Annotated in this window: 17 protein-coding genes; 9 read left to right on the forward strand and 8 right to left on the reverse strand. The window is 49.0% G+C overall.

All coding sequences use genetic code 11. The annotated features are described in order from the left end of the window. The first annotated feature begins 6 nt into the window (after window positions 1–6). The 5 genes from accA (at window position 7) to LVQ79_RS19385 (ending at window position 5506) form a co-directional block, all read left to right on the forward strand. On the forward strand, window positions 7–966 hold the full coding sequence (accA, locus tag LVQ79_RS19365) for an acetyl-CoA carboxylase carboxyl transferase subunit alpha (RefSeq protein ID WP_064516346.1): 960 nt from the start codon (window positions 7–9) through the stop codon (window positions 964–966). A 270-nt stretch (window positions 967–1236) separates the two neighbouring features. Then, on the forward strand, window positions 1237–3378 hold the full coding sequence (locus tag LVQ79_RS19370) for a lysine decarboxylase LdcC (protein ID WP_232866194.1): 2142 nt from the start codon (window positions 1237–1239) through the stop codon (window positions 3376–3378). Window positions 3379–3434: 56 nt separating this feature from the next. Then, complete coding sequence (locus LVQ79_RS19375; protein WP_232866195.1) at window positions 3435–3824, forward strand: VOC family protein; 390 nt, start codon at window positions 3435–3437, stop codon at window positions 3822–3824. 63 nt (window positions 3825–3887) lie between these two features. Then, the gene (tilS, locus tag LVQ79_RS19380; RefSeq protein WP_232866196.1) at window positions 3888–5198 is read left to right on the forward strand and encodes a tRNA lysidine(34) synthetase TilS; all 1311 of its coding nucleotides are present in this window, start codon (window positions 3888–3890) and stop codon (window positions 5196–5198) included. Continuing rightward, a complete protein-coding gene (locus tag LVQ79_RS19385) occupies window positions 5195–5506 on the forward strand; it encodes a c-type cytochrome (protein WP_233338012.1) in 312 nt (103 codons plus the stop codon). Before tilS ends, LVQ79_RS19385 begins: the two co-directional genes overlap by 4 nt. 46 nt (window positions 5507–5552) lie before the next feature. On the opposite strand, the gene rof is transcribed toward LVQ79_RS19385, so the two are convergent. Continuing rightward, entirely contained in the window at window positions 5553–5813 is a 261-nt protein-coding gene (rof, locus tag LVQ79_RS19390) for a Rho-binding antiterminator (protein WP_151995012.1), read from the reverse strand. Further along, window positions 5800–6000 carry a YaeP family protein gene (locus LVQ79_RS19395; RefSeq protein WP_064540227.1) on the reverse strand — a complete coding sequence of 67 codons (201 nt, stop codon included), beginning with the start codon at window positions 5998–6000 and terminating at the stop codon, window positions 5800–5802. Before LVQ79_RS19395 ends, rof begins: the two co-directional genes overlap by 14 nt. 205 nt (window positions 6001–6205) lie before the next feature. Between LVQ79_RS19395 and LVQ79_RS19400 the strand changes: the two genes are divergently transcribed. From LVQ79_RS19400 to nlpE, 3 genes are read left to right on the forward strand one after another with little or no spacing between them, the layout of a single operon-like run. Beyond that, the gene (locus LVQ79_RS19400; RefSeq protein WP_151995013.1) at window positions 6206–6748 is read left to right on the forward strand and encodes a YaeQ family protein; all 543 of its coding nucleotides are present in this window, start codon (window positions 6206–6208) and stop codon (window positions 6746–6748) included. Next, on the forward strand, window positions 6748–7167 hold the full coding sequence (gene arfB / locus LVQ79_RS19405; RefSeq protein ID WP_151995014.1) for an alternative ribosome rescue aminoacyl-tRNA hydrolase ArfB: 420 nt from the start codon (window positions 6748–6750) through the stop codon (window positions 7165–7167). Before LVQ79_RS19400 ends, arfB begins: the two co-directional genes overlap by 1 nt. A gap of 38 nt (window positions 7168–7205) precedes the next feature. After that, window positions 7206–7901: an envelope stress response activation lipoprotein NlpE gene (gene nlpE / locus LVQ79_RS19410; RefSeq protein ID WP_232866205.1), complete on the forward strand. Its 696-nt coding sequence runs from the start codon at window positions 7206–7208 to the stop codon at window positions 7899–7901. Window positions 7902–7967: 66 nt separating this feature from the next. Here the strand turns inward: nlpE and proS are convergent, their stop codons facing one another. The 6 genes from proS to metN all read right to left on the reverse strand — a co-directional run bounded on the left by proS (window position 7968) and on the right by metN (window position 13560). Beyond that, window positions 7968–9686, reverse strand: coding sequence for a proline--tRNA ligase (proS, locus tag LVQ79_RS19415; protein WP_232866198.1), 1719 nt, complete (start codon window positions 9684–9686; stop codon window positions 7968–7970). A gap of 113 nt (window positions 9687–9799) precedes the next feature. Next, window positions 9800–10507, reverse strand: a complete 708-nt coding sequence (gene tsaA, locus LVQ79_RS19420; protein WP_232866200.1) for a tRNA (N6-threonylcarbamoyladenosine(37)-N6)-methyltransferase TrmO — start codon at window positions 10505–10507, stop codon at window positions 9800–9802. Continuing rightward, window positions 10504–10908, reverse strand: a complete 405-nt coding sequence (gene rcsF, locus LVQ79_RS19425; RefSeq protein ID WP_232866201.1) for an envelope stress sensor lipoprotein RcsF — start codon at window positions 10906–10908, stop codon at window positions 10504–10506. The genes tsaA and rcsF overlap by 4 nt, the downstream gene beginning before the upstream one ends. Window positions 10909–11022: 114 nt before the next feature. Then, window positions 11023–11838, reverse strand: a complete 816-nt coding sequence (gene metQ / locus LVQ79_RS19430) for a methionine ABC transporter substrate-binding lipoprotein MetQ (protein WP_154151392.1) — start codon at window positions 11836–11838, stop codon at window positions 11023–11025. Window positions 11839–11882: 44 nt separating this feature from the next. Beyond that, window positions 11883–12536 carry a methionine ABC transporter permease MetI gene (locus tag LVQ79_RS19435; RefSeq protein WP_034493533.1) on the reverse strand — a complete coding sequence of 218 codons (654 nt, stop codon included), beginning with the start codon at window positions 12534–12536 and terminating at the stop codon, window positions 11883–11885. After that, the gene (metN, locus tag LVQ79_RS19440) at window positions 12529–13560 is read right to left on the reverse strand and encodes a methionine ABC transporter ATP-binding protein MetN (RefSeq protein WP_232866203.1); all 1032 of its coding nucleotides are present in this window, start codon (window positions 13558–13560) and stop codon (window positions 12529–12531) included. The genes LVQ79_RS19435 and metN overlap by 8 nt, the downstream gene beginning before the upstream one ends. A 190-nt stretch (window positions 13561–13750) precedes the next feature. Here metN and gmhB point away from each other — a divergent pair, with 190 nt between their 5' ends. Then, window positions 13751–14311: a D-glycero-beta-D-manno-heptose 1,7-bisphosphate 7-phosphatase gene (gmhB, locus tag LVQ79_RS19445; RefSeq protein WP_151995019.1), complete on the forward strand. Its 561-nt coding sequence runs from the start codon at window positions 13751–13753 to the stop codon at window positions 14309–14311. The last annotated feature ends 251 nt before the right edge of the window (window positions 14312–14562 follow it).

The raw sequence follows: 14562 nt of genomic DNA on the forward strand, positions 1-14562 counted from the left end.
AATATTATGAGTCTGAATTTCCTCGATTTTGAACAGCCGATTGCAGAGCTGGAAGCGAAAATTGATTCCCTGACTGCAGTTAGCCGTCAGGATGAAAAGTTAGATATTAATCTGGACGAAGAAGTGCAGCGTCTGCGTGAAAAAAGCGTAGAACTCACACGTAAGATCTTCGCCGATTTAGGAGCATGGCAGATTGCTCAACTGGCGCGTCACCCGCAGCGCCCGTATACGCTTGATTACCTGCGTCTCGCTTTTGATGAGTTCGATGAACTTGCGGGTGACCGTGCGTATGCTGACGATAAAGCTATTGTTGGCGGGATTGCGCGTCTCGATGGTCGCCCGGTGATGGTTATTGGCCATCAGAAAGGCCGTGAGACTAAAGAGAAGATCCGCCGTAACTTCGGTATGCCAGCACCAGAAGGCTACCGTAAAGCGCTGCGTTTGATGGAAATGGCTGAGCGTTTCAAGATGCCAATCATTACCTTCATCGACACCCCAGGCGCCTATCCTGGCGTGGGCGCGGAAGAGCGCGGTCAGTCAGAAGCTATCGCGCGTAACCTACGTGAAATGTCTGGCCTGAAGGTGCCTGTCATCTGTACCGTAATTGGCGAAGGTGGTTCTGGCGGTGCGTTGGCAATCGGTGTGGGCGATAAAGTGAATATGCTGCAATACAGCACCTATTCTGTTATCTCTCCAGAAGGCTGTGCGTCAATTCTGTGGAAAAGTGCTGATAAAGCCCCTATTGCTGCAGAAGCGATGGGCATTATTGCCCCACGTCTGAAAGAGTTGAAACTGATTGATTCCGTCATTCCTGAACCACTGGGCGGTGCACACCGTAACGTGGAAGCAATGGCCGCTTCTCTGAAAGCGCAACTGCTGGCAGATTTAGCCGATCTGGACGTGCTGAATACCGAAGAGCTGCTGGCTCGTCGTTATCATCGTCTGATGAGTTACGGCTACGCGTGATATACCCATCATCCTTCAAGCTGCAGGGGCGTTGGCTGCACTCACTTACCCGAATCACTTACTTTAGTAAGCTCATCGGGATAAGCTCCCTGGCCGCCTACCTGCAACTCGAATGCTAACGGGTATATTGAAGAAGAAGGTCAGAAGAAATTCTGGCCTTTTTTATTATCTGAAATCCACACTTTAAGAAGCTTTACACCTCTGCACTTGTCCTCAGCCACTTTTCAATAAACTATGCTTACCTGAGGGTTTTTTTCCAGGAGGTAAGCGTTGAACATTATTGCAATCATGGGGCCGCACGGCGTTTTCTATAAAGACGAGCCAATTAAAGAACTGCATCAGGCTCTGGAAGCACAAGGTTTTCGCCTGATTTACCCAACCAACAGCACCGACCTGCTCAAACTCATCGAACATAATCCGCGTATTTGTGGCGTCATTTTTGACTGGGACGAGTACAGCCTGGATTTATGCAGCGAAATAAATGAGCTGAATGAATATCTGCCGCTATATGCATTTATCAATACGCACTCCTCGCTGGATGTCAGCGTCAACGAAATGCGCATGGCGCTGTGGTTCTTTGAATACGCACTCAGTGCTGCCGACGATATCGCCCTGCGCATCCGTCAGTACACCAACGAGTATCTGGATAACATCACCCCGCCGTTAACCAAAGCGTTATTCAACTATGTGAACGAAGGGAAATATACCTTTTGCACGCCGGGCCATATGGCGGGAACGGCGTACCAGAAAAGCCCGGTCGGCTGCCTGTTCTACGATTTCTTTGGCGCAAACACGCTTAAGGCTGATGTCTCTATTTCGGTGACGGAGTTGGGGTCGTTGCTTGACCACACCGGCCCGCATCTGGAAGCCGAGGAATATATTGCCCGCACTTTCGGTGCCGAACAGAGTTATATGGTGACCAACGGCACATCAACGTCGAACAAAATCGTCGGCATGTATGCCGCACCTTCCGGCAGCACGGTGCTTATCGACCGCAACTGCCACAAATCGTTGACTCATTTGCTGATGATGACGGATTTGATTCCTCTCTGGCTTAAGCCGACACGCAACGCATTAGGGATCTTGGGTGGCATTCCTAAACGTGAATTTATGCGTGAAAGCATCGAGGCAAAAGTTGCCGCGACAAAAGATGCGCAATGGCCGGTGCATGCGGTGATCACCAATTCGACCTACGACGGTTTGCTCTACAACACCGAATTTATTAAGCAAACGCTGGACGTGCCTTCGATTCATTTTGATTCAGCCTGGGTGCCGTACACCAACTTCCACCCGATTTATCAGGGGAAGAGCGGCATGAGCGGCGACCGTGTGCCGGGAAAAATCATCTACGAAACCCAGTCCACGCACAAACTTCTGGCGGCGCTGTCGCAGGCTTCGCTAATCCATATCAAAGGGGATTACGACGAGGAAACGTTTAACGAAGCCTACATGATGCACACCACCACGTCGCCAAGCTATCCAATAGTCGCGTCGATTGAAACAGCGGCGGCCATGCTGCGTGGTAATCCCGGTAAGCGTTTGATTAACCGTTCCGTTGAGCGTGCGCTACATTTTCGCCGGGAAGTTCAGCGTCTGCGCGAAGAATCGGAGGATTGGTTCTTTGATATCTGGCAGCCTGAATTTATCGACGAAGCCGCCTGCTGGCCGATTTCGCCTGGCGAAGAAGACTGGCACGGTTTCAAAGATGCTGATGCCGACCATATGTATCTTGACCCGATTAAAGTCACGATTCTGACACCGGGAATGGATGAATTAGGAACGATGGCGGAAGAGGGAATTCCGGCGGCGCTGGTGGCGAAATTCCTCGATGAACGTGGCGTGGTCGTCGAAAAGACAGGACCATATAACCTGTTGTTCTTGTTCAGTATTGGGATAGATAAAACCAAAGCATTGAGTTTGTTGCGCGGTTTGACAGAGTTTAAACGCTCCTACGATCTCAACCTGCGTGTGAGAAACATGCTGCCAGATTTGTATGCGGAAGATCCTGATTTTTACCGCAATATGCGCATTCAGGATTTGGCCCAGGGCATTCATAAACTGATCAAGCAGCACAATCTTTCTGACCTGATGCTGCGCGCTTTCGATGTGCTGCCGGAAATGAAAATAACGCCGCATCAGGCTTATCAGCAGCAGGTGAAAGGCAATGTCGAAACGGTAGAAATAGAACAACTGCTAAACCGTGTTTCAGCAAACATGATCCTGCCGTATCCGCCAGGTGTGCCGGTTGTGATGCCGGGTGAGATGATTACCAACGAGAGCCGTGCGGTGCTCGATTTCCTGCTGATGCTGTGTTCAGTTGGAGAGCACTATCCTGGGTTTGAAACCGACATTCACGGAGCCAAACTGGGTGAGGATGGCATTTACCGTGTACGAGTCTTAAAAAGGGTTTGACGCCTTGATTTAACGGATCCCGATCGTTACCGTGCAGAAAAAACAAAGGAGCATTTATGCTGGGTTTAAAGCAGGTTCACCACATCGCGATCATCGCGTCGGATTATCAGATCAGTAAACATTTTTACTGCGATATTCTCGGTTTCACGCTACAGGCTGAGGCGTACCGGGAGGAACGGGATTCATGGAAAGGAGATTTGGCGTTGAACGGGCAATATGTCATTGAGCTGTTCTCGTTTCCTTCCCCCCCCGCCAGACCAAGCCGACCGGAAGCCTGCGGGCTGCGCCATCTGGCTTTTAGCGTGGATGATATCGACAACGCGATTGTTCACCTCGAAAAGCACGGCGTGAAGTGTGAGCCGGTTCGTATCGATCCTTTCACCGATAAGCGTTTTACCTTCTTTAATGACCCTGATGGGCTGCCGTTAGAACTTTACCAGCAGTAACGCTTGCCTCACTTCTTGTTGCCCGGTAACGTTCCGGGCAAATCCTTATTTTAATTACTGACTATGCCACTTCGTTTTCTCAACAAATTACTGCAACCGCACACACATTTGCTGGTGGCGTTTAGTGGTGGGCTGGATTCCACGGTTTTGCTTCATCAACTGGTCACGCTTCGCGATCTTCATGGTGCTAACTTCCAAATTCGTGCGATGCATATTCATCACGGTTTAAGCCCCTATGCCGATAATTGGGCCGAACATTGCCAGCAAGTTTGCGAACAATGGAACGTACCGTTTGAAGTAAAACGAGTGCAGTTGGCAGACGATGGATTAGGGATTGAAGCCCATGCGCGAGCAGCACGTTATCAGGCGCTGGCTGAAACAATACGACCAGACGAAATTTTGCTGACGGCGCAGCACCTTGATGACCAGTGTGAAACATTTCTACTTGCCCTGAAGCGGGGAAGTGGCCCTGCGGGGCTGGCCGCAATGCCTGAACGTTTGCCGTTTGGTGAGACAGAATTAATCCGGCCATTGCTGGGGCAGACGCGCAAAGTTCTGGAAGCGTGGGCTAATGAACATCAATTAACGTGGATAGAAGACGAAAGTAACCAGGATGATAGCTACGATCGGAATTTCTTAAGGTTGCGGGTCATTCCTGAAATCCAACAGCGTTGGCCCCATTTCCCACAAAGCGTTGCCCGCAGCGCTGAGTTATGTGGAGAGCAAGAACAATTACTTGATGAGTTGCTTGCCGAACAACTTGAGGCGCTGATTCAGGACGATGGCTCATTACTCATTGAGCCTCTAAAGCCGCTCAGTGATATCCGGCGTTCGGCGTTGCTACGCCGCTGGTTTGGCCGTCAGAAAGCAGCTATGCCTTCGCGAGCAGCGCTGGCACGCCTGTGGAATGAAGTTGCAACAAGTCGTGAAGATGCCAACCCCCGTTTGAAATTTGGCAGCTTTGAAGTTCGCCGATATCAGGGGGCATTGTACTGGTTGCCGTTGATGAACGGATTGGGTGATGAGATCGTTTCCTGGTCTGCACCTTTTGCGCCATTAACATTGCCCGGTGGCTTAGGCACTCTTCAATTGGCATCTATTGGGCAGGAGGTTCGCATACCTGGTGTTGACGAGCCCGTTACCGTACGTTTTAAGGCTTCCGGACAGTTCCATATCGTTGGGCGCGAACGTGGCCGTAGTTTGAAAAAGATCTGGCAAGAGTCAGGTATTGCGCCATGGCAGCGCGAAAGAACGCCGCTGTTATATTACGGCGAAAAATTGATTGCCGCTCTTGGGGTTTTTGTTACCCAGGATGGAAAGGCGACGGAAGAATTATGCTGGCATGTCGACTGGCAAAAGGAGAATAAATCATGAAGAGAATCATTATTTTAGCGGGCATATTATTGTGTGCTCAACCGGTACTGGCAAAAGGTGATGCCGCTGCAGGTGAGCAAAAAGCCATGATGTGCGTGGCGTGCCACGGGGCTACGGGGAAAGTTTCCGTGCCGATGTACCCGAATCTTGCCGGGCAAAACGAGGCGTATCTTGAACACTCGTTGAAGGCATATAAAAAGGGCGAGCGTAGTGGTGGGCAAGCTGAAGTGATGAAGGCTTATGTAAGTGGCCTTTCCGACGAGGATATCAGCAATTTGGCTGCTTATTACGCTTCAATGAAGCCATAAAAAAGGGCAGCCCCAAGGCTGCCCACGCATGCGGATACTTTGCGTATCAGGATTCGCTAACTACGACAGTACCAATTTCAGGATGGCTGAAGCTGGCAATTTTATCGAGACGAACTTCGCGAGTGGTACCGGCATCATCGAGAATCAAGTATTCGATGTTTTTACGAGACACCAAATCACTGGCTTTCGCCTTGAAAACTTCTCCGCTCTTCAACTCCAGCGTCAGTATTAAGTTCTGCTGGCAGGCGAGCTCGAGATTGTCATAATCATCACAATTGATGGGTTGATAGGCATCATTCATTGACATAGTCGCTCACCAGTAAGTTCGCGGCCGCATACGCCGCCTGTTCCCTAATAGATTCTGGTTGTGCTTCGTTGGAAGCCACTTCGTTCAGCACCTTCAAGACGCAGCCCAGTGCATCGGGAATGTAACCTAAATCTCCGCTGGCTATTTCCGCATAGCGCTTTCGTACTAATTCACAATACTTTTCCACACGCCCTCCTTTCAGAGTCCCGACCTCAGACTTAATCGTGTGATGCCAGTTAAGCCTACGAAGATAAACTCTGTTTAGCAAGGTGACTATACCACAGGCATGAAACCGATATCAGCAGCGCACCCCTCTACTTGAGTGAATACATAACAGCGTTTTAGCGAGGTTTTGGTTACAATGAGCGCCTAATTGAGTTCGGAGAAGTGTGATGGCGTTAAAAGCAACAATCTATAAAGCGATGGTGAATGTTGCCGATCTCGATCGCAATCAGTTCCTGGATAGCAATCTGACGCTTGCGCGCCATCCTTCGGAAACGCAAGAACGTATGATGCTGCGTCTGCTGGCGTGGATTAAATACGCTAACGAGCGTCTGCAATTCAGCCGGGGTTTAAGCGCAGAAGAAGAACCGGAAATCTGGCAGCGTAACGACCATATGGGTATCGACCTATGGATTGAACTAGGTCTGCCAGATGAAAAACGCCTGAAAAAAGCCTGTAGCCAGTCTGGTGAAGTGGCGCTGTTTACTTATAACAGTCGTGCCGCTGAAGTCTGGTGGCAGCAGCATCAGAACAAACTCAAGCAATACCAAAACTTGTCTATCTGGTATCTGGATGATGAGCAACTGGCGAAGCTGTGCGAATTTGGTACACGTTCGATGAACTTACAGGCCACCATTCAGGACGGTGCAATCTGGTTATCTGATGCTGAGAATAATCTCGAAATTCACTTTACGGCCTGGCAGCATCATTAATGATCGAAGTGTCACGAACGATTGCAATACCGGACAGTGAGGTCACTATTACGGCTATCCGCGCGCAGGGAGCGGGCGGCCAGCATGTGAATAAAACCTCAACGGCAATTCATTTGCGTTTTGACATCCGGGCCTCCAGCCTGCCAGAGTATTATAAAGAACGTTTGCTGGCGGCCAGCCACCATCTTATTACGCCCGATGGCGTGGTGGTGATAAAGGCGCAGGAGTACCGTAGTCAGGAAATGAATCGTGAAGCTGCAGTAGCAAGGCTGATTTCATTGATTCAAGAGTTAACTGTTGAGCAAAAAAACCGACGAGCCACACGACCTACGCGTGCATCGAAAGAGCGCCGTCTCGCATCGAAATCACAGAAATCAACGACGAAATCATTACGCGGGAAAGTCCGTCGCCCTGAATGACGAACGGCAAAGATATTGACCAGAAGAAGGAAGAGATGGTGAAAAAGATTCTATTGTCAGCTATCGCTGTGTGTAGCTTGTTTGCACTTTTTGGCTGTAATAACCGGGCTGAAGTTCAAACGTTACAGCCTGCTCAAGCCGCAGAGCTACAGCCAATGCAGCAAAGTTACAAAGGGGTTTTACCTTGCGCGGATTGTTCAGGGATTGAAACGTCGCTGTTTTTGGAAAAAGACGGTACCTGGGTGATGAATCAACGTTATCAGGGCGTGAAAGAACCTTCAGTCTTTGCCTCTTACGGAAGTTGGGCACGTACCGCGGATAAATTGGTTCTCACTGAACGCGACGGCGAAAAACTCTATTTCCGCCCGAAAGGCGATAACCTGGAGATGTTGGATAGGGCAGGTAACTTGATTGAGTCTCAGCTCACTTACACTCTGACGCCAAGTAAAGAAGCGTTACCTGCAACGCCAATGACCATGAAAGGCATGTATAAGTACATGGCTGATGCGGCGATTTTCCAGGATTGCTCTACAGGGAAAACATTCGCTGTGGCCAGTAACGCAGAACTGGAACGTGGATATGCGGCAGCGCGGGGTGAGGATTATCAGCCGGTATTGCTGGTGGTTGATGCTCACTTTACATTGCAGGCATCACCAGATAGCGGCGAGTTGAAGAAAACAGTCGTTGCAGACCGAGCAGCCAAATTTGAGCCTAAGAAAAGCTGCCACGATTGATAAACAAGTGGATATAAAAAAGCCCCGCTAATCACTTAGCGGGGCTTTTTACTTTATACGCCAGTCTTAGCGTTGAATCTGTGCCAGCAAGAAATCAATGATTTCGCCGGTTTTGATCATCTGCTTCTCACCTTCACGGCGGTTTTTGTATTCAACTTCTTCGCTATCAAGGTTGCGATCGCCGATAACGACAGTATGAGGAATACCAATCAGTTCCATATCGGCAAACATCACGCCTGGACGCTCTTTACGGTCATCCATTAATACGTCGATGCCTTTGGCACGCAGAGTTGAGTACAGCTCTTCAGCCAGTTCTTTCACGCGGAAAGATTTGTGCATGTTCATTGGCAGAATCGCAACCTGGAATGGTGCGATTGCATCTGGCCACACAATGCCACGCTCGTCATTGTTCTGTTCGATTGCAGCAGCAACTACGCGAGTCACACCGATACCGTAGCAACCCATGGTTAGCGTCTGGTTACGGCCATCTTCACCCTGAACTGAAGCTTTCATCGCTTCTGAATACTTAGTGCCAAGCTGGAAGATATGGCCCACTTCGATACCGCGCTTAATCAGCAGGGTACCTTTACCGTCCGGGCTTGGATCACCTTCAACAACGTTACGGATATCAGCAACTTCTGGCAGCGCAACATCACGTTCCCAGTTAATACCAACGAAGTGTTTACCGTCGATGTTTGCGCCTGCCGCGAAATCGCTCATTACAGCAACGGTACGGTCAATCACAACAGGGATTGGTAGATTGATTGGGCCAAGTGAGCCAGGACCTGCTTTAGCGACGGCACGAATTTCTTCTTCGGTCGCGAAAGTCAGCGGGCTAGCAACTTGTGGCAGTTTTTCTGCTTTAACTTCATTCAGTTCATGATCGCCTCGAACCAGCAGAGCGACCAGCGGGTAAGCGCTGCCTTCGGTAGCTTTAACCATCAAAGTCTTAACGGTTTTTTCTACCGGCAGGTTGAACTGTTCAACCAACTCAGCGATGGTTTTCGCATTCGGGGTGTCGATCTGCGTCATTTCAACGGTTGGTGCCGCACGACCGCCAGCCGGAGCGACTGCTTCAGCAAATTCGATGTTCGCTGCAAAATCAGATTCGGTTGAGAAGATAACATCATCTTCACCACACTGAGCCAGCACCTGGAATTCGTGAGATGCGCTGCCACCGATTGAACCGGTATCCGCTTCTACCGCGCGGAAATCCAGACCCATACGGGTGAAGATTTTGCTGTAGGCTTGATACATTGCATCATAAGTTTCCTGCAGGGATTCCTGAGAGGTATGGAAAGAGTAAGCATCTTTCATCAGGAATTCACGGGAACGCATGACGCCGAAACGTGGGCGGACTTCGTCACGGAACTTCGTCTGGATCTGGAAGAAGTTCAGTGGCAGTTGTTTGTAAGAACTCAGTTCGTTACGAATCAGGTCAGTGATGACTTCTTCGTGTGTTGGGCCGAGAACAAATGGGCGATCGCCGCGATCAACAAAACGCAGCAACTCTGGGCCATACTGTTCCCAACGACCGCTCTCCTGCCACAAATCTGCGGGCTGAACCACGGGCATGCACATCTCGATGGCACCGGCGTTGTTCATCTCTTCACGCACGATGTTTTCGACTTTTTTCAGGACGCGCAGACCGGTCGGCAACCAGGTATACAAACCAGAAGCGAGTTTGCGGATCATCCCGGCACGCAGCATCAGTTGGTGGCTGATGACCTCAGCGTCGGCTGGTGTCTCCTTCAGTGTGGAGAGCAGATATTGGCTAGTACGCATGTTGTTACGGTTCCATTTGAACGGCAGATAACTGGCTACCTGAGTAGCCTGATGCAAAATAAGTGTTTTAGTTTACCAGTGTGGCCGGAATGTCAAAAGAGAAGGGCGATAAATTAACGGGTCTCAATTGCAAACACTTCTGAACCTTCGTCTGTTACACGCCAGCGAACATTGAAATCCAGCAATAAAACGGCGTAGGTTTTACCCGCATCTTCCGTTTTACGATAGGCCGGACGAGGGTCTTGTGCGAGCACCTGGCGGATGAAACGCTCAATATAAGGATAACGTTTATCCAACACCGGTAATTGCTGCTGCACATCAGCTGTAAAATATACCGGCATATCGGCTGCGGGGGCGTTTTGCGCATAACCCGCTATGGCTTCTGGCACGGCTTCCGCAAACGGCAGGTAAGGTTTGATATCAACGATGGGGGTGCCATCGACTAAATCCAGACTGCCTAGCTGCAAAATAACTTGATCTTTTTGGCAACGAACACCTTTCAGTTCAACCAGCGACATGCCGATGGGGTTTGGCCGGAAGGTTGAACGCGTGGCAAAAACTCCCATACGCGTATTCCCGCCCAGGCGCGGTGGACGAACTGTAGGCCGCCAGCCACCTTCCATCGTTTGGTGAAAGACAAATAGCAGCCATAGATGACTAAAACCTTCGAGGCCACGAACGGCATCCGCCACATTGTAGGGAGGTTGTAAATGCAATTCGCCACCGCCATCAGTGACTAAACCTGGTTGGCGGGGGACGGCAAACTTCTCTTTATAAGGAGAGCGGATAACGCCAATTTGCTCGAAACTAAATGCAGTCATTTTGCAGAAACGTTTAACGCCGAACCAACGCAAACAGCCTGACGGTAACACCCTGGCGTACCGCTGGTGACATCACAGCTATGTAGTAAGACCGCATTTGCTTTCATTTTTGAGGCGTTTACTTGTAAGCGTTTGCGAGCTGTTGGGATATTCGGTGGCGAATCCTGATTGCTAACCTGGCATGAATCACCGCTGACTTCACCGAGGTCGCGGAAAGGTTTACCGACTAACTCTTCAGCATTGGTATAGATTCTTACTGGTGCTGGACGTGGAGCTTTAGGCTTAGCAGGTTCTGGCGTCGGCGCTGTTGCAGTGCTTTTAACAGGTTCAACAGGGGATCTGCTTAGCATCGTACAGCCGCTCAGCATGACTGCTAATAAACAGATCGGTAAAGCACGCATAATTTTTCCTCAATGAATGATAAAACGCGATTATTGAACCAAGCTCTCGTACAAATAACAAGACGGGCATAAGCCCGTCTTAGATTATTTACGCAAAAATAGAAGAATGGAAACTTACCAGCCTTTTACTGCACCGCCGTTGAAGACTTTGTTTGCTGCTTCGTAAACTTCGTCAGACTGGTAAGCCTGAACAAATTTCTTCACGTTTTCAGCATCTTTGTTGTCTTCACGGGAAACGATCATGTTCACATATGGAGAGTCTTTATCTTCAACGAAGATACCGTCTTTCGCTGGAGTCAGGCCAATCTGGCTTGCGTAAGTGGTATTGATGATAGCCAGAGCAATCTGAGCATCATCCAAAGAACGTGGCAGTTGTGGCGCTTCCAACTCAACCAGCTTCAGGTTTTTAGGATTCTCAGTCACATCCAGAACTGTTGGCAGCAGGCCAACACCATCTTTCAGTTTGATCAGACCTTGTTTCTGCAGCAGCAACAGGGAACGGCCAAGGTTAGTTGGGTCGTTTGGCAGAGCAATCTGTGCGCCAGTTTGCAGCTCATCCAATGATTTGATTTTTTTGGAGTAGCCTGCAATTGGGTAGACGAATGTGTTACCAACAGAAACCAGTTTGTAGCCACGGTCTTTAATCTGCTGATCCAGGTATGGTTTGTGCTGGAAGGCGTTAGCATCAATATCGCCTTTGCTCAGAGCTTCGTTTGGCAGAACGTAATCGTTAAAGGTAACCAGCTCAACATCCAGGCCGTATTTCTCTTTTGCGACTTTCTGCGCAACTTCAGCAACCTGCTGTTCAGCACCAACGATGACGCCAACTTTAATATGGTTTGGATCTTTCTCGTCCTGACCGCAACCCACAAGTGCCAGAGAACCAATCAGAGCACCAACTGCCGCAAAGGTTTTAAATTTAAAAGACATATCCCTTCCTTACTATGTGTAAAAACGATGTTGTGTTGAACGTATTATTTGTGAGTCACTGCCCGGACGATACGATCGCCTGAGAATTGAATTAAATACACTAATACCACCAATAACACTAATACCGTATTCATCACGGTAGCGTTATAACCGATATAACCGTACTGATAACCAATCTGACCTAAGCCTCCGGCACCAACAGCACCACCCATAGCAGAATAGCCAACCAGTGTAATCAGCGTGATGGTTGCAGCATTCACCAGACCCGGTAGTGCTTCTGGTAGCAGAACTTTGCGAATAATCTGCATTGGTGTTGCGCCCATTGCACGCGAAGCTTCAATCAGGCCCGAAGGGATTTCCAATAGGGCATTTTCTACCATACGAGCGATAAACGGTGCTGCGCCTACGGTTAACGGCACGATAGCCGCTTGCAGGCCAATCGACGTTCCTACAATCATTCGGGTAAATGGAATCATCCATACCAGCAATATAATGAACGGGATAGAACGGAAGATATTCACTAACGCCGAAAGGCTGTTATAAAGCTTAGCGTTCGCGCTGATTTGCCCCGGACGTGTAATATAAAGAAGCACACCGACAGGCAAACCAAGAACGAAGCCAAAGAAGCCAGACACAAAAGTCATCGCCAGCGTTTCATACACGCCTTTTAACAGTAACCACATCATTGGCTCAGACATAACCCAGCACCTCTACTTTTACATGTTGCTGCTGCAGGTATGTGATAGCAGCGTCCATATCCTGATGTTCACCATGCAATTCACACAGTATAATGCCGAACTTCACGCCGCCGGCGTAATCCATCTGCGCGCTGATAATATTGCTGTTCACATTAAAGCGGCGGGCGGTTTCGGAAAGTAGCGGAGCATCAACAGACTGGCCGGTAAATTCCAGGCGCAGTAAAGGAACTGTTGTTTTGCTTTTATCGGCGCTCAAACGCTGTGCGTAATCTTCCGGAATATCCAGATGCAAAGTGGATTGAATAAACTGTTGTGCCAGCGGTGTCTTTGGATGAGAGAACACTTCGCTTACGGTATCTTGTTCTATTAACTCACCGTCGCTAATGACCGCAACGCAGTCACAGATGCGTTTAACAACATCCATTTCATGGGTAATTAATAGAATAGTCAGACCAAGGCGGCGGTTAATATCTTTCAGTAGTTCGAGAATCGAACGCGTTGTTGCTGGGTCGAGTGCGCTGGTGGCCTCATCACACAACAACACTTTAGGATTGCTGGCCAGTGCACGAGCAATAGCGACACGCTGTTTTTGCCCGCCAGAAAGATTGGCAGGGTATGCATCATGTTTTTCACTCAGGCCGACCAAATCAAGTAATTCAGATACGCGACGTTTGATTTCTTCGCGCGGCGTATTGTCCAACTCTAATGGCAATGCAATGTTGCCATAGACGGTACGGGAAGAGAGTAAATTAAAGTGCTGGAAAATCATGCCAATCTGACGGCGCGCTTTGGTGAGCTGCCCTTCAGAAAGTGTTGTCAGCTCCTGACCATCGACCAGTACTGAACCCTCTGTTGGGCGCTCAAGCAGATTTACACAGCGGATAAGAGTGCTCTTCCCAGCTCCGGATGCGCCGATCACGCCATAAATTTGCCCAGCAGGAACATGCAGGCTGACGTTATTCAACGCCTGTATGCTGCGATTCCCTTGTTGGAACACTTTGGTGATATTCGAAAGTTTAATCATTAGGTTATTTATTATCGTATGAGTGTAAGCCGTGGCATTTTCTGCTGCCGATAACGGGCGATGACCGCTATCGATATGGATGTTAAGGCATCCAGACGTCTAAATCAATCCGCGAATGATTGTCTGTTCTCGCCCGGATAAGAAATCATGCGATACTACGGCTAATAATCCCAGTTTCAGGAGTTTCCAAGTGGCACAGTCTGTTCCCGCTATTTTTCTCGATCGTGATGGCACCATTAATGTTGATCATGGCTATGTCCATGAAGTTGATCAGTTCGAGTTCATTGATGGTGTGATTGACGCAATGCGTGAGTTAAAAGCAATGGGCTATGCATTGGTTCTTGTCACCAACCAATCAGGTATCGCCCGTGGCATGTTTACGGAAGATGATTTTGAAAATCTGACAGAGTGGATGGACTGGTCTTTAGCAGACCGCGGTGTTGACCTGGATGGTATCTATTATTGCCCGCATCACCCAGATGCAATAATAGAAGAGTTTCGCCAAACCTGTGATTGCCGTAAACCGCAACCGGGCATGTTGCTCTCTGCTCAAGAGTTCCTTCATATAGATATGGCTTCTTCATATATGGTTGGCGACAAATTGGAAGACATGCAGGCAGCGTCAGCTGCACAAGTAGGGACAAAAGTACTGGTTCGTACTGGTAAGCCAGTCACTGAGCAAAGCGAAGCTGCAGCTGATTTTGTCATTAATAGCCTCGCAGACCTGCCAAAAGCGATAAAAGCGCGCTAAAAATAAGCTTAACGCCTAAAAAATGTGCGGTCGGTAATTATTTTGAAAATAGGGGTTGTCAGCTTCCAGAAAATCCCTATACTGCGCCTCCACTGACACGGCACAACGGCTTACAAACCGGCTCGTCAGCCAGATGAAAAGCGAAAATAAACGCTTGACTCTGAAAGAGGAAAGCGTAATATACGCCACCTCGAGTTAGCAAGCGAAAGCGCGTAACTCACTGCTCTTTAACAATTTATCAGACAATCTGT

It is taken from the genome of Buttiauxella cochleicola (assembly GCF_021282405.1).
Taxonomy (GTDB): domain Bacteria; phylum Pseudomonadota; class Gammaproteobacteria; order Enterobacterales; family Enterobacteriaceae; genus Buttiauxella; species Buttiauxella massiliensis.